Below are 23986 nucleotides of genomic sequence, written 5' to 3'. Positions count from 1 at the left end.
AAACCTACTCTAATTGCCTCTATTGAGCTTAGTGGCGAACCGACTGCCTCGCAGGCAGTCGAAGCCGGTAACTTTTGCCTCCCCCTGGTTTATGAAGGACGCCCATGTCGCTTGTCAAAATCGCCTCCGTGGCCTGTATCGCCCTGACCCTGGGTGCCTGCCAAAGCCTGTTTCAACCCAGCTACATGACCCCGCTGGAACCCACCCGGGACAAGTCCGAACAACTCAAGCCCGGCTGCAGCGGCGCCGACTGCCCACTGGTCAACCTCGACACCGTGCACTTCCCCGCCGAACCGCAGCTGGATGCCATCATTGAAAAGCGCCTGCTGCAAATGACCCGCACCAGCCCCGATGCTGCGCTGCCGGCCAGCCTTGCGGCCTATCGCGAGCAGTTCCTGCGCAGCGCGCCGGACCGCCACGGCATGTACCTGCAATCCAAGCTACGCGAGCAGCATGACGGCCTGGTGATCATCGAACTGGCCAGTTACCTGGACACCGGCGCCGCCAACGGCACCCCGGGCCGTGGCTTCGTCAACTATTCACGCCAGCAGCACAAGGCCCTGAACCTGGCGGACATGCTCCTGCCCGGCCAGGAAGAGATGTTCTGGAAGGCCGCGCGGGTCGCCCACAACAACTGGCTGATCAGCACTCACCTGGATCGCGAGGCCGAGTTCGTGAAGACCTGGCCCTTCCAGAAGACCCAGAACGTAGCGCTGACCCGTAACGCCGTGACCCTCAAGTACGACGTCACCACCATCGCGCCCTCGGTCCTGGGCCACATCGAACTGCAGATCCCTTACGACCGCCTCAAGGGCGTGCTCAAGCCCGAGCTGTTTCCTGGCGGTAACTGAAAGCCCGGCCCAACAGCCATTGCAGCAGCCCTGCCAGTACCAGTGACGGCAGGGTTGCGCCGATATCCGGGTACAGATTGGCCAGCAGGTGATAGGTGCTCACCCCACCCAGCCAGGCCAGCAGCGCCGGCCAGCGCAAGGCTGACGCAGGGTTCTGCCCCGAGCGCCGACGCAGGATGAAGTGATCCACCAGCACCACGCCAAACAGCGGCGCGAATACCGAGCCGATCAGCAACAGGAAGTTCTGGTACTGGGCCAACGGCGCCAGGCAGGCGATCAGGGTGCAGAGCACGCCTATGGCCAGCGCCAGGTGCTCGACCTTGAGGCGCAGCAGGATGCCGCTGGAAACCGCCGCCGAATGGATATCGGCAAAGGCATTCTCCGATTCGTCCAGCAGAATCAGCAGCAACGGAATCCCCAGCCCGGCCCCGGCCAGCGCCAGCAGCAAGGCATTCACTTCACCACTGGGAGCGAAGGCCAGGGTGTAGGCGACGCCCAGGCTCATCAACCAGAAATTGCCGATGAAAAAGCCCAAGGCCGTGCCACCGAACACGCTCTTGGCGCGCTTGCCGAACCGCGAGTAGTCGGCGATCAGCGGCAACCAGGACAAGGGCATGGCAATGGCGATATCGAAACCCACGGCGAACGGCATCGAGCCGTCCCCGGCCTGGGCCCAGAGCGCCGCCAGGTCGGCTCGGGCGAAGAGGTTCCAGGTCAGCCACAGGCAGGCGGCCAACAACAACCAGATTCCCCATTTGCGCAGGATCTGCCGGACGAAGGTCAAGGGCCCGCTGACCGCCAGCAAGGTGGCCAGGGCACCGAAAAACAGGGTCCAGAGCAACGGGTTGGCCAGCAGGCTGCCTTCGCTGAAGGCCCGGCTGCCCAGGAGGCTCGCGGCATCGCGCATGACGATGATTTCAAACGAGCCCCAGCCCACCAGTTGCAACAGGTTCAACAGCGCCGGCAGGCTGGCACCGCGCCGGCCCAGGCTGAGCTTGAGCGCAGCCATGGACGACAGGCCGGTGTCGCTGCCGATCACCCCCACCGCCGCCAGCAGCAGAACGCCGACCGCGGTGCCGAGCAGGATCGCCAGCAGCGAATGGGCCAGCCCCAGGCCTGGCGCCAGCAAGGCGCCGGTCTGCAGCACCATCAGGCCGATACCGAGGGAGAACCACAGGGAAAACAGATCGCGGGCGCCAAACACGCGCTTGTCGGCCGGTACCGCGAGATCGGGAGAGTAGGTACTGATTGGACTGCTCAAGGTTGATATCTCGAAGGAATAGGGTCTGCAGGAGCCGGATTGCCGGCGAAAGCGCCACCTTGTCGAGAGCGCGGCGCCTGATTCGCGGGCAAGCCCGCTCCTACAGGAATGTTCACGGGGGCTATCTCGAACGCCCAGCCTCTGCAGGAGCCGGCTTGCCAGCGAAAGCGCCACCTTGTCGAGAGCGCGGCGCCTGGTTCGCGGGCAAGCCCGCTCCTGCAGAGAGGGGTCAGACTTTCTTGTACAGCTGGCTGCCTTCCTGCTTGAAGCGCTCGGCCTGTTCCGCCAGGCCCTTGGCGACATCCACATCCACCGCTTCGATACGCTGGTTGGCTGCGTACTCACGCACTTCCTGGGTGATCTTCATCGAGCAGAACTTCGGCCCGCACATGGAGCAGAAATGCGCGACCTTGGCCGAATCCTTGGGCAGGGTCTCGTCGTGGTACGAACGGGCGGTGTCCGGGTCCAGGCCGAGGTTGAACTGGTCTTCCCAGCGGAACTCGAAACGCGCCTTGGACAAGGCGTTGTCGCGGATCTGCGCGCCCGGGTGACCTTTCGCCAGATCCGCAGCATGCGCGGCGATCTTGTAGGTGATGATCCCGGTCTTCACGTCATCCTTGTTCGGCAGGCCCAGGTGTTCCTTGGGCGTGACGTAGCAGAGCATGGCGCAGCCGAACCAGCCGATCATCGCCGCACCGATACCGGAGGTGATGTGGTCGTAGCCGGGGGCAATGTCGGTAGTCAGCGGGCCGAGGGTGTAGAACGGCGCCTCGTCGCAGCACTCCAGCTGCTTGTCCATGTTCTCCTTGATCAACTGCATCGGCACGTGGCCCGGGCCTTCGATCATGCACTGCACGTCATGCTTCCAGGCGATCTTGGTCAGCTCGCCGAGGGTTTCCAGTTCGCCGAACTGGGCTTCGTCGTTGGCGTCGGCAATCGACCCCGGGCGCAGGCCATCTCCCAGGGAGAAGCTGACGTCGTAGGCCTTCATGATTTCGCAGATTTCGTCGAAGTGGGTGTAGAGGAAGTTCTCCTTGTGGTGCGCCAGGCACCACTTGGCCATGATCGAGCCACCCCGGGACACGATGCCGGTGACCCGCTTGGCGGTCAGCGGCACGTAACGCAGCAAGACGCCTGCGTGGATGGTGAAGTAGTCCACGCCCTGCTCGGCCTGCTCGATCAGGGTGTCGCGGAACAGCTCCCAGGTCAGGTCCTCGGCCACGCCGTTGACCTTTTCCAGGGCCTGGTAGATCGGTACGGTACCGATCGGCACCGGCGAGTTGCGGATGATCCACTCGCGGGTTTCATGGATGTGCTTGCCGGTGGACAGGTCCATCACCGTGTCCGAACCCCAGCGGATGCCCCAGGTCAGTTTCGCCACTTCTTCCTCGATCGAGGAACCCAGGGCACTGTTGCCGATGTTGCCGTTGATCTTCACCAGGAAGTTGCGGCCGATGATCATCGGTTCCAGTTCGACGTGGTTGATGTTGGCCGGGATGATGGCGCGGCCACGGGCGATTTCCTCGCGGACGAACTCTGGGGTGATTTCTTTCGGAATGCTGGCGCCGAAGCTGTGGCCGGCGTGTTGCTGCTTCAGCAGGCCGGCGGCACGGGCCTCTTGCAGCTTCATGTTTTCGCGGATGGCGACGTATTCCATCTCGGCGGTGATGATGCCTTTGCGCGCGTAGTGCATCTGGCTGACGTTGGCCCCGGCCTTGGCCCGGCGCGGGTTGTTGACGTGGGCGAAGCGCAGCTTGGTCAGCTCCGGGTCGGCCAGGCGCTGCTGGCCGAAGTTGGAGCTCAGGCCGGCCAGGCGCTCGGTGTCGCCACGGTCTTCGATCCAGGCCGAACGCACATCGCCCAGGCCCTTGCGCACATCGATCACTACGTTCGGATCGGTGTAGGGGCCGGAGGTGTCGTACACGGTCACCGGGGCGTTGATCTCGCCGCCGAAGTCGGTGGGGGTCACGTCCAGGGTGATTTCGCGCATGGGCACGCGGATGTCCGGGCGCGAACCCTGGACATAGACTTTTTGCGAGCGGGTAAAGGGCTGAACCGATTGTTGGTCGACTTGGGCCGACTCACTGAGGTTGCTAGCGTTTTTTAATTTTGTAGTCATCACGGGCTCTCCAGACAGCATCCAGGCAGTGGATTTTTGTCGGAGCGAACCTGTAACGGACGGACGCACCCTGGCTAGGCAACTAGTTGAGTGCAGTGCTTGGTACTCGAGGGGTGTTCGATTGTCGAACAACATCCCGGACGAAGCACAAGAGGACTCGCCGGGTGACGAGAAATCTTGTTCCCTACGCAGGCGCTAACCTGATCAGGTTCAACGGGATCCGGATTATCCGATCTCAGCCTCATAGCAAGGCACCCCGACAAGAACCGGGCCAGTCTAGACAAAGCCACAGCAGAACGCCAACCCCCCGTACGATCAGCATGATGAATGGCGTAATTGCAGGATTGTTGCCACCCCCCAGCGCATCTACACTCGTTGCCCTGTGTCGAACCTTGACGCTCCGTGGGTCGCGCCTTAGCCTTGGCGCCTGAATTATTGCCGTAATATCAACTCTAGGGATCGCCGAATGCTGCGCAAACTCTCACTGGCTGTTGCCGTGTCTTGTGCGTCCAATGGAATGGCCTGGGCAGCAGAAGCGCCTTTGACCACCAAGACCGATCTGGTCAGCGTCTACCAGGAAGCGGTGGACAACAACGCCGATCTGGCCGCTGCGCGCGCCCAGTACGGTGCCCAGAAGGAAGTGGTGCCCCAGGCTCGTGCCGGGTTGCTGCCTAACCTTTCGGCCGGCGCGGACATGAACAACACCCGCACCAAGTTCGACGAACCGTCGATGACCTCTACCCGCAGCGGCAACGTCTACCAGGCGACCCTGGCCCAGCCACTGTTCCGGGCCGACCGCTGGTTCCAGCTGCAGGCGGCCAAGGACATCAACGAACAGGCTTCCCTGCAACTCTCGGCCACCGAGCAGAACCTGATCCTGCAGAGCGCGGAGAACTACTTCGCGGTGTTGCGCGCCCAGGACAACCTGGCCTCGACCAAGGCCGAGGAAGCGGCCTTCAAGCGTCAGCTGGACCAATCCAACGAACGCTTCGACGTGGGCCTGTCGGACAAGACCGACGTCCTGCAATCCCAGGCCAGCTACGATACCGCCCGGGCCAACCGGATCCTTGCCCAGCGCCAGGTGGATGATGCCTTCGAGGCCCTGATCACCCTGACCAACCGCGAGTACAACTCGATCCAGGGCATCGTCCATACCCTGCCAGTGCTGGCGCCGACCCCCAACGACGCCAAGGCCTGGGTGGACACCGCCGCCAAGCAGAACCTCAACCTGCTGGCCAGCAACTACGCAGTCAGCGCCGCCGAGGAAACCCTCAAGCAGCGCAAGGCCGGGCATGCCCCGACCCTGGACGCAGTGGCGCAGTACAAGAAAGGCGACAACGACGCTTTGGGCTTCAGCAACCCCAACCCGCTGACGCGCTACGGCAGCGACGTCGAACAGCGCTCCATCGGCCTGCAACTGAACATTCCGATCTACAGCGGCGGCCTGACCAGCTCCCAGGTGCGCGAATCCTACTCGCGCCTGAGCCAGACCGAGCAACAGCGTGAGTCCCTGCGCCGCCAGGTGGTGGAAAACACCCGCAACCTGCACCGCGCGGTGAACACCGATGTCGAGCAGGTCCAGGCCCGGCGCCAGTCGATCATTTCCAACCAGAGCGCAGTGGAGGCCACGGAGATCGGCTACCAGGTGGGCACGCGCAATATCGTCGATGTGCTCGACGCCCAGCGCCAGCTGTACACCTCGGTGCGCAACTACAACAACAGCCGCTACGACTACATCCTCGACAACCTGCGCCTGAAACAGGCGGCCGGCACCCTCAACCCGGGGGACCTGCAGGACCTGTCGCGCTATCTCAAGGCCGACTACAACCCGGATCGCGACTTCCTGCCGCCAGATCTGGCCAAGGCCGCCCAGGAGCAGCTCAGGGCCCGCCCCTGAAGGTCGCAAGCATGAAAAAGGCCACCTTTGCAGGTGGCCTTTTTCATGGCGGTGTAACGGCCTTTTATGGCCACTGCGCAGCCTGCGGCAGCGGCTACAGAAGGCGACGATCAGTGCCTGCCCAGGAGGCGGCCAAGGCCATCGAGCAGCCGTTGCAAGGCGCCCTGGTTGGCCTTGAGCACCTTGAGCCCGGCATCGGCCATCTTGCGCGCATCCTGGGGTAGCTCGAACAGACGCTGCACCGCCACCGCGAGCCCCTCGGCATCGTCCACTTCCTGCAAGGCTCCGGCCTCACGCAGCATCGCGGCGATTTCCAGGAAATTGAACAGATGCGGCCCGCTGATCACCGGCTTGGCCAGGGCTGCCGGCTCCAGCAGGTTGTGCCCACCGTTGGGCACCAGGCTGCCGCCGACAAAGGCGCTGTCGGCCAGGGCATAGAGGAACAGCAATTCGCCCATGGTGTCCCCCAGCAGTACCGAGGTGGTGGCAAGCACCGGCTCGGCTGCAGAACGGCGTACCGTGGCAAAACCCTGCTGCCGGCACAGCTCATGCACCGAGTCGAAGCGCTCCGGGTGCCGCGGCACCAGGATCAGCAAGGCATTGGGGTAATTGCCCAGCAGTTGCCGGTGGGCATCGAGCACCACCGCGTCTTCGCCCTCGTGGGTACTCGCGGCGATCCACACCGGGCGCTCCATGGCCTGCCATTGCTGGCGCAGCTCAGTGGCCCGCTGCAGCAACTGCGGGTCGATGCTCAGGTCGAACTTGATCGATCCGGTCACTTGCACAGTCTCTGGCCGGGCCCCAAGCCGGAGGAAACGCTGGGCCTCGGCTTCGGTCTGCACCGCGAACAGGCTCATCTGCGCCAGCATCGGTGCGGTCAGCCGAGCAAAACGCCCATAGCCCTTGGCCGAACGCTCGGACAACCGGGCATTGGCCAGGGCTACCGGAATCCCGCGCCGGGCACACTGGTCGATATGGTTGGGCCACAGTTCGGTTTCCATGATCACTGCCAGCTTGGGCTGCACCCGATCGAGAAACCGCGCCGCGGCGCAAGGCAAGTCGTAGGGCAGGTAGCAGTGCTGGATCCGCGGCTCGTTGGCAAACAGCGCGTGGATGCGCTCGGAGCCGGTGGGAGTCATGCAGGTCACGGTAATCGGCAGCTGTGGATAACGCGCCAGCAGCGCCCGGATCATCGGCGCGGCAGCGATGCTCTCGCCCACCGACACCGCATGCACCCAGATGCCACCGGGTTGCATGCTCGGCAAGCCGAGAGAGAAACGCTCGCCAATGCGCTTGGCATAAGCCGGCGCCTTGCGCGAGCGCAGCCACAGGCGGATCGCTACCAACGGCAGCCCCAGGTAAAACAATGCGGTATAGAGAGTTCTATTCATGGCGGCGGAGTTTATCGGTTTTTTAGCCGATCGCCTTCAGGTGCACGGCAAAACGTTCTGCCAGCCAGTGCGCCGCGGGGCCCAGAGGTTCGTCACGGCGCCAGGCCAGCTCCACCACCAGTGCCGGGGGCGTCCATTGGCTGGCCAGCTCCACCATCTGGTTCTGATAGGCCGGGTACTGCACCACATGCCGTGGCAGCCAGGCCCAGCCCAGCCCGCGCATCAGCCATTCGGCCAGGACGTAGAAGCTGTCAGCCCGCCAGACCTGGGGGCTGACCTGCTCACCACCGGGGTAGCCACTGGCTTGCGGAGCGATGAGCAACTGCCGGTGTAGCGCCAGCAACTGGCGGTTGACCCTTTTTTCATGGGCCAGCGGATGCCCCACGGCGCAGACAGTGACCATCTCCACACTGCCCAGGGCCCGGCGCTCCAAAGTTTCCGGCATCTGCTCATGGTGAAACAGCAACCCCAGGTCGGCCCGGCGCTCCACCAGTTTGCGCGCTACGTCGCCCTGGGCCCCGCTGGCCAGTTGCACCTCCAGGCTGGGAAAGTGTTCCGCCAGGGCCTCCAGGCTGTCGAGCACCGGCTGATAGGGCATCGCTTCGTCCTGGGCCAGGCGCAACCGCGCTTCCTGGCCGCGCATCAAGGCCAGCGCCCGGCCATTGAGGCGGTCGCACTGGCGCAGGATCTCCCGCGCTTCCTGCAACAGTGCGCTGCCCGCCTCCGTCAGCCTTGGCTGGCGGCCACTGCTGCGTTCGAACAGGCTCACTCCCAGGTCATCCTCCAGCTGGGCGATGGCACTGCTGATGGCCGATTGCGCCTTGCGCTGCTGGCGGGCCACGGCAGAAAACGAACGCAGTTCGGCGACCCCGACAAACAGGCGCAACTGCTCCAGGTTCCATTGCATGTTCATGGCACAACCTATCTATCATCCAGATAGGTAATGACTTTACCCCATCTGAACTTTCTCTAGAATGCCGACCTCATAAAGCAGTCCCAGCCCCGAGGAACCCTCCCATGAACGCTTACTACTACCTGGCTATCGCCATCTGCGCGGAAGTGATCGCCACTGTTTCAATGAAAGCGGTCAAGGGCCTGAGCACTCCGCTGCCCCTGGCATTGATCATCGTCGGCTACGGGGTGGCCTTCTGGATGCTGACCCTGGTGGTGCGTACGGTGCCGGTGGGCGTGGCCTACGCGGTATGGGCCGGCATGGGCATCGTCATGGTGAGCATCGCCGCGCTGTTTCTGTACGGCCAGAAGCTGGATATCCCGGCGATGCTGGGCATGGCGCTGATCGTCCTCGGCGTGGTGGTGATCCAGTTGTTCTCGAAAACCGCCGGGCACTAGAAAGCAGCCTCACGCCACACGCCTCAAGCGGCCAGAGTGAGCGCCAAGCTTGCAGCTTGAGGCCTGAGGCTTGAAACTTGCGGCTTCGTTTTACTTACCGAGGTCGCTGCATGCCATCCGCTATTTCCACCGATGTGCTGATTGTCGGCGCAGGCGTCGCCGGTCTCTGGCTCAACGCTCGCCTGCAACGCCTGGGTTTTTCCACCGTGCTGGTGGAAAGCGCCAGCCTCGGCGGCGGACAGAGCGTGAAATCCCAGGGGATCATCCACGGCGGCGCCAAATACGCCCTGCACGGCGCCCTCACTGGCGCCTCCGAGGCCATTGCCGACATGCCACGGCGCTGGCGCGAAGCCCTGGCGGGCAATGGCGAGCTGGACCTGTCCGGCGTGCGCCTGCTGTCCGAGGCCCACTACCTCTGGTCCCCCGGCACCCTGGCCGGCAACCTCACCAGCTTCTTCGCCAGCAAGGCGGTACGCGGGCGGGTCGATCAGGTCAAGGGCGAGCAACTGCCCCCGGCCCTGCAGGACAAGCGTTTCAAGGGCAAGGTTTACCGCCTCGCCGAACTGGTAGTGGATGTGCCGAGCCTGATCGAGCGCCTCGCGCACCTGGCGGGAGACAGCCTGCTGGCCGGGCAGAAGATCGAGCCCCTGCTGGAGAACGGCCAACTGCTGGGCCTGCGGGTCGACGGCCGGGAAATCCGCGCGCAACGCATTGTTCTGAGCGCCGGAGCCGGCAATGCCGAGCTGCTGCAAGCGGCCGGCCTGAGCCAGCCCGCCATGCAACGGCGACCATTGCACATGGTGCTGGTCAAGGGCCCGAGCCTGAAACCGCTGTACGCCCACTGCCTGGGCGGCGGGCCAAAACCACGGATCACCGTCACCACTCACCCGGCTGCCGACGGCCAGTGGGTCTGGTACCTGGGGGGCGATATCGCCGAAGCCGAGGGCGTGGCCCGGGAACCGGCAGCGCAGATTGCCGCAGCCCAGAAGGAACTGGGGCAACTGCTGCCCTGGATCGACCTGAGCCAGGCGCAATGGGCCACCCTGCGGGTCGACCGCGCCGAGCCGGCACAGTCGGGCCTGGCCCGCCCGGACAACGCCTTCCTCGCCGAGCAGGATCGCCTGCTGGTGGGCTGGCCGACCAAGCTGGCCCTGGCACCGGACTTCGCCGACCGGGTCCTGGCTGCCCTGGAGCGCGACGGCATTCGCCCCGCCGCCGCCCAGGCCCTGCCCGAACTGCCCAAGCCGCCCCTGGCGCAACCAGCCTGGGAGCAACTGCTGCCATGAGCCAGCCAACCCTGCACGATCTGCATCGCCCCTTGGGCAGCACCGGCCTGCTGGTGTCGCCCCTGGGTCTGGGCACGGTGAAACTGGGCCGCGACCAGGGCGTGAAATACCCCAACGGCTTCCAGATCCCCGACGACCAGGAGGCCCGCATGCTGCTCAAGCTGACCCGCGACCTGGGCATCAACCTGATCGACACCGCTCCGGCCTACGGCCGCAGCGAAGAGCGCCTGGGCCCGCTACTGCGCGGCCAGCGCCAGGAATGGGTGATTGTCAGCAAGGTCGGCGAAGAGTTCGCCGATGGCCTGTCGCGGCACGATTTCAGCGCGGCCCATACCCGGATGTCCGTGGAGCGCAGCCTGCAACGCCTGGAAACCGACTTCATCGACCTGGTGCTGGTGCATTCCGACGGCAACGACCTGGCGATCCTCGAGCAGTGCGAGGTCTACCAGGCCCTGGCGCAGCTCAAGCAGGAGGGCAAGATCCGTGGCTTCGGCTTCTCCGGCAAGACCGTAGACGGCGGCCTGAAGGCCCTGGAGCAAGGCGATTGCGCCATGGTTACCTACAATCTGAACGAACAGGCCGAGCGGGCAGTCATTGACTACGCTACCGCTCACCACAAGGGCATCCTGGTGAAAAAGGCGCTTGCCAGCGGCCACGTCTGCCTGAGCCCGGGCATCGATCCGGTGCGGGCCAGCTTCGAGCTGCTGTTTGACCGGCCCGGTGTCGCCAGTGCTATTGTCGGGACCATCAATCCCTTGCACCTGGCCCATAACGTGTCGACTGTGGCGCAGGTCCTTGGCAAGAACTGATGCCGCCGACGCGGCCGACCCCGACGCAAGAAGGAGCCGAGATGTCGCGACCGCTCATTAGAAAGAACCCCAGCAACTTCAAGACCCTGCCCCTGTTCGTCGAAGCGACTCCCGAAGGCTTGAGCTACCAGAGCGTCGGAATGCCGCTGAACTTCGCCCAGACCCTGCAGCGCCGGCGCGCGGTGACGGTGGCCGACAATCAGCGCTTCGCCCTGGAGCTGGCCAACCTCGGGGTCTCGGTGCGCCTGACCCTGCACTGGCAGAACCGCGACTACTGGGTGCTGGTGCGCCAGCGCCGCCAGGATCGCGGCGATGTGGTGCTCAAGCTGATTTCCGGCTACGTCCCGGCTCACGAGCTCAACCTGCCACTGCATACCGCGATCCAGGAAATTGCCGAGGAATGCCTGCTGGAAACCCCCGAAGGCTGGCTCGGTGGGCGCTTCAATGACACCTGGCTGCCCGCGCCCTACGCCGGCGCCCTGCACTATCGCGAGGCCCTGCCCTTTCGCCTGACCCCGCTGTCCGGAGCGGCGCTGCCGGTGCGCTGTGGCAACCTGCAGTTGCTGGAGCGTCCCCGGGCCTATGTGCATCTGCCCACCGCCTCACTGCAGTTGATCTACGACCTGCGCCTGGACGTGCCGAGGGAAGCCAAGTCCCTGAGCCTGTTCCACGTCGACGAGCGCCTGGAGGGCGACCAACTGGTGGCACGGCTGGACCGCAAGCGCCCGGACCTGTACCTGATGCCCCTGGACAACGGCGAGCCCTGCGCCGAGCTCTACACCCTGAAGAAAGACCAGTTGCATCCGGCCAGCACCCGCGGCCTGTACCTGGCGGAAAGCTTCGCCCAGCAGGAAGGCTGGGTGGTGAGTGACGAGCGGATTCGCTGGAAGGACTGGCTCAGGCAGCGGGGCCTGGAGCCACCGCAAAAGGCGTCGAAGCTATCGCGGCTAACCGGCCGGGCCCGGCAGATCCTGCGCAAGATCGTCCCCGGCAAGGCCCGGCGCCAGGGCTGAGGCAAAAAAAAGGCGCCTGCAACAGGCGCCTTTTTTGCGGACCGCAAGGCCGTTACTCGGCCTTGTCGGTCTTGCGGATCTTCTCGACGATAGCCGTGGTCGAGCTGTTTTCCACCAGCCCCAGCACCTTAACGGTGCCGCCATAGGCACCGACTATATCGGCACCTACAACCTGGTCGATGGAATAGTCACCGCCCTTCACCAGCACGTCCGGCCGAACCTGGGACAGGAGGTTTTCCGGGGTGCCTTCGGGGAAACTGATCACCCAGTCCACCGCCCCCAGCCCCGCCAGCACCGCCATGCGCCGGTCGACACTGTTGATCGGACGGCCAGGGCCCTTGAGGCGGCTGACCGAAGCGTCATCGTTGATCGCCACGATCAACCGGTCGCCCTGGGCTCGCGCCTGTTCCAGGTAGGTCACGTGCCCGGCGTGCAGGATGTCAAAGCAGCCGTTGGTGAAGACGATCTTCTCGTTGTGGGCTCGGGCATCATCGATGGCCAGCAGCAACTGGTCGAGGCTCAGCACCCCGCGCTCGGAGCCTTCCTCGCGCTGGATCGCCCGGCGCAGTTCGGGAGCACTGATGGCGGCGGTACCCAGCTTGCCAACCACGATGCCGGCCGCCAGATTGGCCAGGCCCACTGCGTGGGGCAGCTCTTCGCCGGCGGCAATGGCGGCCGCCAGGGTGGAGATCACCGTATCCCCGGCACCGGTAACGTCGAACACTTCCCGGGCCCGGGCTGGCAAGTGCATGGCCGGGTGGTCGGGGCGCAACAGGGTCATGCCATGTTCGCCACGGGTCACCAGCAGCGCCCCCAGCTCCAGGTCATGCATCAACTGCGCGCCCTTGCTCACCAGTTCGTGCTCGTCGGCGCAGCCGCCGACGATGGTCTCGAACTCGCTGAGGTTCGGCGTGATCAGGCTGGCGCCGCGGTAGATGGAGAAATCCTTGCCCTTGGGGTCCGCCAGCACCGGAATGCCCCGGGCCCGCGCAGCGGCGATCAGCACCTGGTGATTGCGCAGCGCGCCCTTGCCGTAGTCGGACAACACCAGCACCTTGATCCCGTCGAGCAGGGCATCGACCTCGGCCGCCAGGGCTAGGGCGTCGGTGGCGAAGGGTTCTTCGAAATCGATACGCAACAACTGCTGGTGACGGCTCATGACCCGCAGCTTGACGATGGTCGGCTGGTGCTTGATGCGCTGGAACAGCGCACGCACGCCCGCGCCTTGCAGGCTGTTGGCCAGGCTGTCGGCGGCTTCATCGTCGCCGGTCACGCCCACCAGGGAGGCCGGCGCGCCGAGGGCAGCGATGTTCAGGGCAACGTTGGCGGCACCGCCGGGGCGATCCTCGATTTGCTCGACCTTGACCACCGGCACTGGCGCCTCAGGGGAAATCCGTGAGGTACCACCATGCCAGTAACGGTCGAGCATGACATCGCCGACCACCAAGACGGGGGCTTGATCGAATCGCGGCATGGACAACTTCATGGAGCATCCCACATACAAAATGAACAGGGGCGCGATATTAACACAGGGTTGGCGCCGCCTAGTTCTATGCCTTGAATGGGGCCGACGAAGAATTCTTGCCGCTTATTTACGGGGCAGCAGTTGCAGCAGGCGGCGGATCGCCTCCGGCAGTGCCACGGTCGCCGTGTCGATCTCGCAATCGGCCTGCAACGGCGCTTCATAGGGGCTGTCGAGCCCGGTGAAGTCCTTGATCCGCCCCTCCAGCGCAGCCTGGTACAACCCTTTGGGGTCACGCCGGGCACAGGTGTCAAAAGGTGTACTGACGTACACCTCGATGAATTCCCCCGGGCCGAACAGCGCGCGGGCGGCATCGCGCTCGGCGCGAAACGGCGAGATCGCCGACACTATGACCAGCAGGCCGGCGTCCACCATCAGCCGTGCCACCTCGGCCATGCGGCGGATATTCTCCTTGCGCGCCTCGGCCCCCATTCCCAGGTCACTGCACAGGCCACTGCGAACGTTGTCGCCGTCGAGGACGAAGGTGTGCATACCCAACTCGTTGAGCCGCAGTTCCAACAGATTGGCCAGGGTCGACTTGCCGGCCCCCGACAATCCGGTCAGCCAAAGACAGCAGGGTTGCTGCTGCTTGAGGGCGGCCCGGGCCTCGGTGGACAACGACAGGCTGTAGGGACGGATTTGCGGGCGCTCCAGCGGTACACAGGCAAGCTTATTCATAACCGAGCATCTCGTAGTCGCGTTGATAGACCCGGCGCACCAGGCGCCGGGTGCGTACCGAACAGATATCCCTGACGGGGGTGCTATGGCGCTGCTGGGTGCTGTTGACATGGGGCAGTCGGGTCTGGATCTGCAACTGCTCGCACAGCAGTTGGAAATCTCGCTGCAGGTGCTCCTGATAGCCGACGAAATCCAGGGCCAGGCGGCCCAGGGAGTCGGTGAGAAAATCGCTCTGGGCAGCAAAGTGCATCTGCTTGTGGATGGTTTCCGGGTGCAGCCAGCGGCCGATAAAGTCATCGAAGTCGCGGTAATGCCCTACCAGCGCCTGGGCTACCTGGTCCCGTCGGCCGAGGCGATTGCCCCGCAGGAAAGCGTAGGCCGAGTAGGCGCGCTCCAGGGGGTCGCGCACGAAAGCAAACTTGAAGCTGCTGGAAAAGGCCTGGGGAAACTGCTGCTCGTACCAGTACAACGGCAGGTGCCCGGGCATCCAACCGTCGAACAATGCCGAACAGATGCTGCTGCCCGCGCACTTGGGGACATGAATGAACAGGCAGGAGTGTCGGGAGAAGGCATCAGGAAAGCGCACATTGGCCGACATGGACTTGTTAACCACTTGGCGATCCACCACCGAGAGGCGCCCAAGCAGGAAATTGCGCTGGGTCTTGGGTAATAACTTCCACACAAAGCGTTGCAACATTCTGCTACCCACGCGAGAGGGATGGCCCCCTCGATCTGTTCAAAGATTCAGGCGGGAACCATAACAAGCGGGAAACGCAAAATTATTTAGGCTTGGTCAAGACTGTAAGGAAGCGGCTACAAATGATGCCAAGGTGCCTTGCACACCAAGGCCCCGGGGAGCGAGCCGGCTCGCTCCCCGGAACAGGTCAGGCGATTCCGCTGGGCGCGGGCTCTTCCAGGCCCATGGCATGCAACCGCGAGTAGTAGCCGTTCTGTGCCAGCAACTGGGCATGGCTGCCGCGCTCGACAATCCGCCCCTGGTCCATGACCAGGATCAGGTCGGCTTTCTCGATGGTCGACAGGCGGTGGGCAATCACCAGGGTGGTGCGGCCCTTCATGACCTTGTCCAGGGCGGCCTGGATGTGCCGCTCGGATTCGGTATCCAGGGCCGAAGTGGCCTCGTCGAGAATCAGCAGCGGGGCGTTCTTCAGCAAGGCCCGGGCAATCGCCAGGCGCTGGCGCTGGCCACCTGAAAGCAGTACGCCGTTCTCCCCTACCTGGGTATCCAGGCCTTCGGGCAACTGGGCAATGAAGTCCATGGCATAGGCATCGGCGGCGGCCTTCTCGATGTCCTCACGCGGCGCACCGGCCAGGTCACCGTAGGCAATGTTGTTGGCCACGGTGTCACTGAACAGGGTGACGTGCTGGGTAACCTGAGCAATATGCCGACGCAAGTTCAGCAGGCGGAAGTCTTCGACCTCGGTGCCATCCAGAAGAATCTGGCCCTTGTCGTGGTGGTAGAACCGCGGAATCAGGTTGGCCAGAGTCGACTTGCCACTGCCGGAACGCCCCACCAGCGCCACCATTTTCCCGGGCTCGATACTGAAGCTGATGTCATCGAGCACCTGCCGTTCGGTTCCCGGGTAGGTGAAACTCAGGTTGCGCACCTCCAGGTGCCCATTGATGCTGGCGCGCTCGACGGTGCCGCGATCGACCTCAGGCTCGACGTCCAACTGCTCGAAGATGCTCTCCGCACCCGCCACGCCTTTCTGGATCGTTGAGCTGACTTCGGACAGCTGGCGGATCGGCTTGGGCAGCAGACCGGCCATGGTGATATAGGCCACCATTTCACCGGCAGAAGCATCACCGCGCAGATACAGCACCAGGAACATCAGCACCGCCATGGCGCTGTAGATCACCAGTTGCAACAGTGGGGTGTAGATGGCGCCGGTACGGGTCATGCGCAGTTGCTTGTCAGTGTTGCCCTGGCTGGCCGCAAGAAAACGCTGCTGCTCATAGGTCTCGCCGCCAAAGCTGCGAACCACGCGATAGCCCTGGATGGTTTCCGAGGCAACATGGGTCACATCACCCATGGCCACCTGGATCTTCTTGCTCTGCTTGCGGAATTTCTTGCTGGCGGTGCGGACCATGACCGCGATCAGCGGCAGGATGGCGATCATCACCAGGGTCAGGCGCCAGTTCATCCACAACAGCGAGCCGAACAGGAAGATCACGGTCATGCCTTCGCGGATCACCACCTTGATCGCGTCCGTCGCCGCCCCCGTGACCATGGTCACGTTGAAGGTGATACGCGAGATCAGGTGCCCGGAGTTGTGCTTGTCGAAGTAACGGTTGGGCAGGGTCAACAGGTTGTTGAACAGTTGCACCCGCAAATCGTGCACCAGCCCCAGGGATACCTTAGCCAGGAAGTAGTTGCCCAGGTAGGAGCCCAGGCCTTGCCAGGCAGCGATCAGCACGATCAGCAGCGGCACCGCTTGGAGCAACTGCATGTCGCGCAGATAAGGCACACCGGGAAACAGCACCGCCTGAGGGTTGGACAGGCCGTCGACGAAATACTTGAGGATGTAGCCGAGCATGGGCTGAGTCGAAGCGAAGATCAGGAACCCGACGATGCTGATGAGAAACAGACCAATATAGGGCCGCACATAGCCGAGCAGACGGAAGTAGATTTTCAAGCTCGAGGGGCTTGCGTCAGGACTGGAGTCGGTCATATCACGCGAATGTCGTCAAAAAGGAGGCTGACTTTAGCACAGCTTGTTCGCGGTACTGGCACTCCCATAGGCCCGAGATTGTTCAGCTGACCAACGACACCGCCAGCCATAAGTCGTTATGATTGCCAGCTTAACTTCCGGGATGAACGTTCAAGCATGCAACCCAATGCCCTTCACAACACGGCCAATCGAGTATTCGATTTCATTTGCCTGTGGATTCTGCCGATCGGTTATCTACTGCTTCTCTGTGCGATGTTCTTCCTGCCGGGACGCAGTGGATTGCACAAGCTGTACTACGGACTGTTCAGCATCCCGACGCTGATCGCGCTGTGTACTCGCCCCAGCGAACTGAAAAGCCTTCTGCGCGAACCTGTCTTCATCGCCATGCTGCTGTTCTGCACCTGGGCCCTTGTCAGCCTGGCCTGGAGCCCTCCGGTGGACAGCGTGCTGGGGGAAATCAAGACGCCTCTGCACACCCTGATGCTGTTCGCCGGCTGCATGCTACTGGTTCGCTACCGCGACGAGGTGCTACAGCCGCTGGTCTTTTGTGCTGCGATCGTTGCTCTCATCGCCTCGATCTTCAACCTGTACGTCTTCGTTCGATACCACACCCCCGAACTGCGCATGATCGGTGCGGGCGCCTTTGACAACCCATTGCTGAGCTCCCATGTCTTTGGGTTCTTCTGTGTCTACTGGCTGTGCCTGAGCATGAACTGCCGTCGTTACCAGATACTCTGGCTGAGCGTTCCGGCGTTGGTCATCATGGTCGCCGCGCTGATCGCCACGGGCTCCAGAACGCCTCTGGTGGCATTGACCCTGGCGGCACTGTGGCTGAGCTTCATTAGTTGGAACCGTCGTTCGCTGATGCTGCTGGGCGGCATGCTGGCAGGCGGTATAGCCGTCGTTGCGCTGTTCTCGCAGATGCTTCTGGAACGGGGCAGCTCTTCGCGTTTCGATCTCTGGCGCCTGGCCCTGGAACAGATTGCCAACCACCCATGGATCGGCCACGGCTACAACGCCAGTCTGTCCCTGGACCCCGGCATCGGTTTCCTGCTGCAAGAGCCCCATAACTTCGCCCTGGGCGTGCTCTACTATGTGGGCATCATCGGCCTTCTGCCGTGGCTGTTCATGCAGGCCTGGGCCCTGTTCAAAAGCTGGCAACTACGGGCCGAACCACTACTGATCCTGGCCTCGACCTGGCTGATGTTCGGCATTGGCGCAGGCCTGACCGAAGGCGGCGGGATTCTCTCTCGCCCCAAAGAGCACTGGTTCCTGCTGTGGATTCCCCTGGCCCTGATCGCTGCCCTGTGTATCAGCCAACGTGCGCGACGCTCACCCAGCCACACGGTCGAGTCGCTCACCCAGGCCGACGCCGACAAGCTGATGGCCAATGCCCGGGTTATCGAAGCCGACGGCCTGGGCCCCAAGGTCCTGCGTCTTGACGACGGCAGCTTCCTCAAGCTGTTTCGCCCTCGCCGCTGGTACACCTCCGGAGGGTTCAACCCCTACTCCGAGCGGTTTGTCACCAATAGCGAGCAACTGCGCGAGCTGGGCATCACCACCCCGAAAATCCTCGGACTGTACCGTCTTGCCGACGGCAGCAACGCCGTCCGCTACCAACCGCTGCCCGGCCAGACTCTGCGCCAGAGTCTGCAATTGGCAAGCTCTGGCGACGAGCGTTCCAAGTTGATCAAGCGCTTTGGCGCCTTCATGGCCAACCTGCATGAGCAAGGGGTGTATTTCCGCTCACTGCACCTGGCCAATGTGCTGGTACTGGAAAATGGCGAGTTCGGGCTGATCGATCTTGCAGACCTGCGGGTCTACCCCTCATCACTGAGAAAATCGCTGCGCCAGCGCAATGTGCGCCATATGCAGCGCTATGCCGAGGATTGTGGCTGGCTGTTCCTGGAGCACCTGGACGCACTGCAGGCCGGTTACGCCCAGGGCACCTCGATGCCCCTGGCCACCGGACTGTTGAAGCAGCTACCGGCGAATGACCTGCACCAGGTGGCTCGCTGATCCCTGCGCACGCACCTGTTCCATGACAGCTACACAGGGCTGCCTGGAACAGGTTCGGAAGGGATTAAACAGCGAGCGGTCAGGCTGAACGCTGCCGGGCGTAGGCCAGGAAGCCGTCAATATCATCGCTGCAGAGCTTGTCGGCCAACCCGTGCAACTCAGCCTCCGGCCAGTCCCACCAGGCACTCTGCAAGAGTTGCTGGCGCTGCTCCTCGGGAAAGCGCCAGCGCAGGAAACGCGCCGGGTTGCCACCGACCACCGCATAAGGCTCGACGTCCTTGGTGACCAGCGCTCCCGCCGCGACAATCGCACCATGGCCAATGGTCACACCGGATAACAGCGTGCTGTTGGAACACAGCCACACATCACTGCCCACCCGGACGTCGCCATTGGTCCCGGCGTAGCCACTGATGTGCGCGGCCTGAGGCAGCATGGCCGGGAAGGGATAAGTGGTGACCCAATCCGCTCGGTGGTGGCCACCGAGGAATATCTGCACCCCTTCGGCAATCGAGCAGTACGCCCCGATGCTCAGGGTCGAGCCCTCCTGCCAGTCATGCACCTCGGGCAAGCCATAGCTGCCACGCCCGATGCTGTAACCTGGATATCTCTGCTGGAAACGCACCACGCCGCGCTCGATTTTCGGCAGCTTGCGGATCGCACGCTTGGCGCGCTTCTCCAGAAAACGTTGAATCCAGCCCATGCTCCGGCGTCTCTTCAGTCTTTTTCCAGTGGAGAAAAATAAAGGCGGCCCAATCCACGCCAGGTTTTCTTGTTCCAGGCCTTGAACGGAATCTGTGCCAGCAGCTCGCGTGCCAGTTTGCGATCCCGATTGGAGACTTTGAGGAACATCGAACTGAGGAACTTGTAGCGCACCTCGTCATACAGCGGGTGGTCGCTGAACAGGGCGTAGGAACGCAGGATGTTGTCGATCATGAACCTGTGGTTCTTGTAGGAGTTGGTGGCGTGCTTGCGATACCGCGCCATCAACACGTTCAAGCCATCGATGAAATAGCCGGCCCGGGTGATCTTCAACTCGATCAGCAGGTCTTCAAGACGGATATTCGGATCGAAACCGCCGACCTTTTCCAGGGCCTCACGACGAATCATCAGGGTCGGAGCCGGTGGATAGGGCTTGCGCTCAAGGAACATGTCGTCGAAGTCCAGGCGCCGGAACGGTACGTCACGGCGCTGGCGCTTCTCGGGAAACAGGTTGCCATCGCTGTCGATCAGCTCGATATTGCCCGCGCAGATCCCCACCTCAGGCTTGCCATCCATGTAGGCCACCTGAGTCGCAATGCGCTCGGGCAGCATGATGTCGTCGGAGCCGAAAGGCACGATCAGGCTGCCCCTGGACCGTGCAATGGCACCATTGAGAGTGTTGGTCAGGCCCTGATTCTGCTGGACCCGGAAGTCGAAGCCATGCTGTTCCTGCAGGCGCCGGATACGCTCGACACTGTCATCGCTGGAACCGTCATCCACCACCAGCAGCTCGATGTTCGGATAGGTCTGGTTGAGCACACTGAGAATGCTTTGCTCAATGTAGGGCGCGTGGTTGTAGGAGGCGATAATCACCGTCACCACAGGTTGCTGGTCTGCCATTACTGCCTCTTGCCCGCTTGACTCAAGCCGGAGTCGATCAATTGCCGGTACTCCTCGCGGAACACCTCGATATCGTGTTCTTTCTGCAGATAGGCATAGGCCTGCTGGCCCTTGGCGGCCAGTTCCTCGTCGGACAGCCCGAGATAGGCATCCAGCGCGGCGACCAGCGCCGATACATTGGCCGGCTCCACGGCCAGGCCGCCAGCCCCCTCGATCAGGGGCAGCATGGCCGGCACGTTCGAGGCAATCACCGGCAACTGCCCGCTCATGCCTTCAAGCAAGGCCAGGCCCAGCCCCTCGGCCAGCGATGGCATGGTCCAGATATCGAAGGCCCGCACGTATTGCAGGGCGTTCTCCTTGAACCCCAGCAGGTGAGCCCGGCCCTGCAGCCCCAGGCGCTCGATTTCAGCACGCAGATTGGCTTCCTCACGACCGGCACCAATGATTGCCAACTGAGTTTTCGGGTACTTGTCCTTGAGTTGAGCAAAGGCCTGCAGCAGATAGGTATGACCCTTGACCGGCACCAGGCGGCCCAAGGCACCAATCAGCCGCACATCGGGGGCCAGCCCCAGCAACTCTCGGGAGCGCTCGCGGGAATGCTGCAAGGCCTCTGCCTGTTCAATGTCGATGGCGTTGGTGATCGCCCAGGTGTTCTGGTCGGTGAAACCGCATTGGCAATCGAGCAGGTACTGCTTGACGGCCGGGGACACACCGACAAAGCGCCAATGCCGATCGATCAGACGCTGGGTCTGGCGGCGCCGGTAAAGCCGGTCGTACTCACCAAAACCGTGGGAAATTCCGATGCACAACGACACCTTCAACCAGCGGTTGAGGGCCAGCATCATGTTCACCGGCTTGAAGCGATTGCAGATCACCACATCGAACTGTTCCTTGCGGCAGAACTGATACAGCCGCCACATGGCCCGCAGGCGCATGCCCTTGAGGGATTTGTCGGAAAACTCGAAATACACCGAATGCGCGGCGCGACTCACCGGATCGTTCGGCCCGGGGCGCCCCCGCAGGAACGCTGCGGTGACTTCGTAACGCTCAGCCGGCAAGGCCTTGACGATCTGCTCGGCGAGATCGGCGAAGTCGTGGGATTTGACGTTGTAGTCCGGCTGCAACTGCAGGACCTTGAAGCGCTGACTCATAACTATCCCCGGTGAAAACCTGCGGCATCGATGATCCAGGACGGCTCACTGGCCAGGGCTTGGAGCGACTGCGCATCCTGCTCCGGCAACTGCGACCACTCATTGCGCTTCCAGCACACAAAGTGGAAGTACGGGAAACTGCGGTCGCCGTCGCGGTCATTGGTCAGATGCCCATCCTTCCAGTACCAGCGCGTCGGAAAATCACGGCTGCCGTCATGCCACTTGATGACTCCGCCCGGCGTGCTGAAGGCCTCGGTGAACTCACTGCGGCGGCGCCATGGATTGAACTTGCCCACCAGCTTGAACAGCGGTTCCGGGAAGTTCTTGCGCCAGAGGAAAATCCGACTGAACGCCCCTTCATCCAGTGCGTGATGCTGCTGGTCGGTAAAGCGCGTCTGCCAATCCTTGATCTGCCTGAACAACTCAAGCTTACGTGCAGTATTGCGTATCAGGCACAAGTGCCCGGCGACGCGCCGTTCATGGGTGGAGAACAGGTCATACCCCGCCAGGCGATCCGCAGTGAAATAGGCCCGCAGGTCACCGTAGACCAGGTCGATATCGCCGAAGGCCCAGAAGTCGTAGCCCTCCAGACGATCAATATGGATGTACCCCATTGCCGGCCTGATATCACAGAGCTTGTAGGCCGCATTGGGCGCAAAGTCGATCTCCAGGCGCCGGGATACCAAAGCGCAGTACTCAGCAAAGCTCATGCTTTCTAGCTTGACGTTCGGCGGCAGATTGTCCGGGGTCCCGCAGTCGCTGAAAAAGAGCCAGTCGATATCCGGATTCCGGCGGCAGCTTTCGAGAAAAAACGGCATCCAGAATGGCCAACGCCCGAAGTAGGGCATGAGAAACAAGATTCGCGGGCGAGGATTGATCACAAAGGACTCACTGTCGGATTGGGGCTACAAAACGCCCCATGGTTATGTCGGTTTATCGCTGTTGCAATAGCCAGAACAGCTCGTGGCGTCTGACCGCCTTGCGAAAGAACTCATTCTCCCCAAGTGCTGAAGGCATCCTACTGGCCATAAGCCATTGTATCGACCTGCGCAGGCGTCGCTTGAGCGGCATTTTCGGTTGCAGGTCATGCATCATGCCCAAGGCCATGGCCTTGTCATACTGCTCGCCCTGGGACAGTGACAAGCACCAGGGACGCAACACCGCCGTCGACTCGAACACCGGCGGCAACGCAATGCCTGCGCCCGAATCCCCCATGGGCCAGCGGTCGTTGTCATGCAGGTGATTGGCGTAGCCAAGGATAGTGGTCGGCTGCCAGGCCAGCCCTTCCAGGGCTTGCATGACCGCCTCGCGAGCACAGATGTGGTCGGGATGAGGGTCCAGCGTCGGGTGCGGCAGCACTATCACCTCAGGGCGCGCCTTGAGCAGCAGCTCACGCAGGTCGGCCAGGAGATTGTTCCAGGTCGGCAACCCGTCCTGGTCGGCGGGCAGCGGGAATGGATTGAACTGGCGGAACAAGCGGATATCGCTCAGTTGCGCCTCGCGAGAAGCCACCGGCTGTTCAGGGGAGGCCTGCATGGCAGGCAGCTGCAGGCAGAAATAGCCCAACTGCACGCAATGGGATTCAGGCACCCCGGCCCAGCGCGGCACAGTAATACTGTCCCAGGCCCGCAAGCGCCCCTTGATCCGCGCCGCCTCTGCCGGGTTCATGCCCATGGCCTGGTAATGCTCAGCCTCGATTTCGCCTGCGGTGAGGGTCACGATCCAGGCCTCGTCGGCCTGGCTGTACAGACCGAAGGCTGCCAACTCGGCATCGTCGGCATGGGGAGCGATCACCATCACCCGCTGGCGCCGGTAGTCGGGATCCCGCCAGGACATCAGTTGCGGCTGGATGCGGAGCCGACAGAAGCGCCCGCGCAACCTCAGCTCGCCACTGACCAGGGAACTGGCCAGGCCGCTGAGGTTGAGGTAGCGCAGGCCATTGACCCCGCGCTCGAACACCTGACGATCGGCAAGCGGACCGCCCGACACCTCAACAGCCGGGTCGAGAAAACGTCCCAGCCACGAGCTCTTGACGTGCACGCCTAGAACCAGGGTTTCATCCCCGGCCAGCGCCAGCGGCGCCTCCAGTAACAGGCGCCCCGCTTCAAGGCGCACCGCGGCCTGCTGGGCATCGCTGCCGAAGTCGTAGCAGTAATCATCCTTGGGCGAATAGAACAGATGATCGGCAAACCAGGCTTCATGGGCCAGCCAGGCCAATACCGCCAGCAATACCGGCACCCACCAGGCCACCAGTATGCCGACCACCAATAGCAGCACCAGCCCGATCAACAGAGCGATTCGTTTATTGCGCCGGTGACGCTTGAGCAGTTGTTGTTTGCGACTCATGGGC

General features: G+C 62.9%; 20 protein-coding genes and 1 riboswitch. Of the genes, 7 read left to right on the top strand and 13 right to left on the bottom strand.

Features of this window, described 5'->3' with window-relative positions; translation table 11 throughout:
* The first annotated feature begins 104 nt into the window (after positions 1 to 104).
* Positions 105 to 851 (top strand): RsiV family protein, encoded by a 747-nt coding sequence (locus BM382_RS22095; protein ID WP_011058913.1) that lies wholly within the window; start codon positions 105 to 107, stop codon positions 849 to 851.
* Here BM382_RS22095 and cytX read toward each other — a convergent pair.
* Both cytX and thiC read right to left on the bottom strand, forming a co-directional pair.
* Complete coding sequence (gene cytX / locus BM382_RS22090; RefSeq protein ID WP_019093041.1) at positions 820 to 2112, bottom strand: putative hydroxymethylpyrimidine transporter CytX; 1293 nt, start codon at positions 2110 to 2112, stop codon at positions 820 to 822. The two genes, BM382_RS22095 and cytX, sit on opposite strands and share 32 nt — an antisense overlap.
* Before the next feature lie 229 nt (positions 2113 to 2341).
* Positions 2342 to 4231, bottom strand: coding sequence for a phosphomethylpyrimidine synthase ThiC (thiC, locus tag BM382_RS22085; RefSeq protein WP_011058911.1), 1890 nt, complete (start codon positions 4229 to 4231; stop codon positions 2342 to 2344).
* A 164-nt stretch (positions 4232 to 4395) separates the two neighbouring features.
* A riboswitch (TPP riboswitch) is annotated at positions 4396 to 4500 on the bottom strand.
* Positions 4501 to 4697: 197 nt separating this feature from the next.
* Between thiC and BM382_RS22080 the strand changes: the two genes are divergently transcribed.
* Positions 4698 to 6128, top strand: coding sequence for a TolC family outer membrane protein (locus BM382_RS22080; protein WP_011058910.1), 1431 nt, complete (start codon positions 4698 to 4700; stop codon positions 6126 to 6128).
* A gap of 110 nt (positions 6129 to 6238) precedes the next feature.
* On the opposite strand, the gene waaA is transcribed toward BM382_RS22080, so the two are convergent.
* Together waaA and BM382_RS22070 are read right to left on the bottom strand one after the other, a co-directional pair.
* Positions 6239 to 7519, bottom strand: a complete 1281-nt coding sequence (gene waaA, locus BM382_RS22075) for a lipid IV(A) 3-deoxy-D-manno-octulosonic acid transferase (protein WP_011058909.1) — start codon at positions 7517 to 7519, stop codon at positions 6239 to 6241.
* 22 nt (positions 7520 to 7541) lie between these two features.
* The gene (locus BM382_RS22070; RefSeq protein WP_015633922.1) at positions 7542 to 8426 is read right to left on the bottom strand and encodes a LysR family transcriptional regulator; all 885 of its coding nucleotides are present in this window, start codon (positions 8424 to 8426) and stop codon (positions 7542 to 7544) included.
* Between the two features lie 110 nt (positions 8427 to 8536).
* Between BM382_RS22070 and BM382_RS22065 the strand changes: the two genes are divergently transcribed.
* The 4 genes from BM382_RS22065 to BM382_RS22050 all read left to right on the top strand — a co-directional run bounded on the left by BM382_RS22065 (position 8537) and on the right by BM382_RS22050 (position 11977).
* Complete coding sequence (locus BM382_RS22065) at positions 8537 to 8869, top strand: DMT family transporter (protein ID WP_011058907.1); 333 nt, start codon at positions 8537 to 8539, stop codon at positions 8867 to 8869.
* 110 nt (positions 8870 to 8979) lie between these two features.
* Positions 8980 to 10155 carry an NAD(P)/FAD-dependent oxidoreductase gene (locus BM382_RS22060; protein ID WP_015633921.1) on the top strand — a complete coding sequence of 392 codons (1176 nt, stop codon included), beginning with the start codon at positions 8980 to 8982 and terminating at the stop codon, positions 10153 to 10155.
* Positions 10152 to 10964: an aldo/keto reductase gene (locus BM382_RS22055; protein WP_015633920.1), complete on the top strand. Its 813-nt coding sequence runs from the start codon at positions 10152 to 10154 to the stop codon at positions 10962 to 10964. Before BM382_RS22060 ends, BM382_RS22055 begins: the two co-directional genes overlap by 4 nt.
* Before the next feature lie 41 nt (positions 10965 to 11005).
* Positions 11006 to 11977: a hypothetical protein gene (locus BM382_RS22050; protein WP_019093038.1), complete on the top strand. Its 972-nt coding sequence runs from the start codon at positions 11006 to 11008 to the stop codon at positions 11975 to 11977.
* A gap of 52 nt (positions 11978 to 12029) precedes the next feature.
* Here BM382_RS22050 and hldE read toward each other — a convergent pair whose 3' ends face one another.
* The 4 genes from hldE to msbA form a co-directional block, all read right to left on the bottom strand.
* On the bottom strand, positions 12030 to 13463 hold the full coding sequence (gene hldE, locus BM382_RS22045) for a bifunctional D-glycero-beta-D-manno-heptose-7-phosphate kinase/D-glycero-beta-D-manno-heptose 1-phosphate adenylyltransferase HldE (protein WP_011058903.1): 1434 nt from the start codon (positions 13461 to 13463) through the stop codon (positions 12030 to 12032).
* Positions 13464 to 13565: 102 nt separating this feature from the next.
* Positions 13566 to 14177, bottom strand: coding sequence for an adenylyl-sulfate kinase (gene cysC / locus BM382_RS22040; protein WP_011058902.1), 612 nt, complete (start codon positions 14175 to 14177; stop codon positions 13566 to 13568).
* Entirely contained in the window at positions 14170 to 14874 is a 705-nt protein-coding gene (locus BM382_RS22035) for a sulfotransferase family 2 domain-containing protein (protein ID WP_072443904.1), read from the bottom strand. The genes cysC and BM382_RS22035 overlap by 8 nt, the downstream gene beginning before the upstream one ends.
* Before the next feature lie 187 nt (positions 14875 to 15061).
* Complete coding sequence (msbA, locus tag BM382_RS22030; RefSeq protein WP_011058900.1) at positions 15062 to 16867, bottom strand: lipid A export permease/ATP-binding protein MsbA; 1806 nt, start codon at positions 16865 to 16867, stop codon at positions 15062 to 15064.
* A gap of 156 nt (positions 16868 to 17023) precedes the next feature.
* Here msbA and BM382_RS22025 point away from each other — a divergent pair, with 156 nt between their 5' ends.
* Positions 17024 to 18886 carry an O-antigen ligase family protein gene (locus tag BM382_RS22025; protein WP_072443902.1) on the top strand — a complete coding sequence of 621 codons (1863 nt, stop codon included), beginning with the start codon at positions 17024 to 17026 and terminating at the stop codon, positions 18884 to 18886.
* Between the two features lie 79 nt (positions 18887 to 18965).
* Here the strand turns inward: BM382_RS22025 and BM382_RS22020 are convergent, their stop codons facing one another.
* From BM382_RS22020 to BM382_RS22000, 5 genes are read right to left on the bottom strand one after another with little or no spacing between them, the layout of a single operon-like run.
* Positions 18966 to 19586 (bottom strand): CatB-related O-acetyltransferase, encoded by a 621-nt coding sequence (locus BM382_RS22020; RefSeq protein WP_011058898.1) that lies wholly within the window; start codon positions 19584 to 19586, stop codon positions 18966 to 18968.
* A 14-nt stretch (positions 19587 to 19600) separates the two neighbouring features.
* Entirely contained in the window at positions 19601 to 20485 is an 885-nt protein-coding gene (locus BM382_RS22015) for a glycosyltransferase (protein ID WP_015633916.1), read from the bottom strand.
* Entirely contained in the window at positions 20485 to 21636 is a 1152-nt protein-coding gene (locus BM382_RS22010) for a glycosyltransferase (protein ID WP_011058896.1), read from the bottom strand. The genes BM382_RS22015 and BM382_RS22010 overlap by 1 nt, the downstream gene beginning before the upstream one ends.
* Positions 21637 to 21638: 2 nt before the next feature.
* Positions 21639 to 22517, bottom strand: a complete 879-nt coding sequence (locus BM382_RS22005; protein ID WP_019093035.1) for a DUF6625 family protein — start codon at positions 22515 to 22517, stop codon at positions 21639 to 21641.
* 52 nt (positions 22518 to 22569) lie between these two features.
* A complete protein-coding gene (locus BM382_RS22000; RefSeq protein ID WP_072443900.1) occupies positions 22570 to 23982 on the bottom strand; it encodes a PIG-L deacetylase family protein in 1413 nt (470 codons plus the stop codon).
* Positions 23983 to 23986 lie beyond the last annotated feature (4 nt).

This window comes from Pseudomonas sp. NFPP25 (assembly GCF_900116505.1).
In the GTDB taxonomy this organism is placed as follows: Bacteria; Pseudomonadota; Gammaproteobacteria; order Pseudomonadales; family Pseudomonadaceae; genus Aquipseudomonas; species Aquipseudomonas protegens.
The sequence above is the reverse complement of the archived record's forward strand: the minus strand, read 5'-3'. Positions and strand labels throughout refer to the sequence as shown.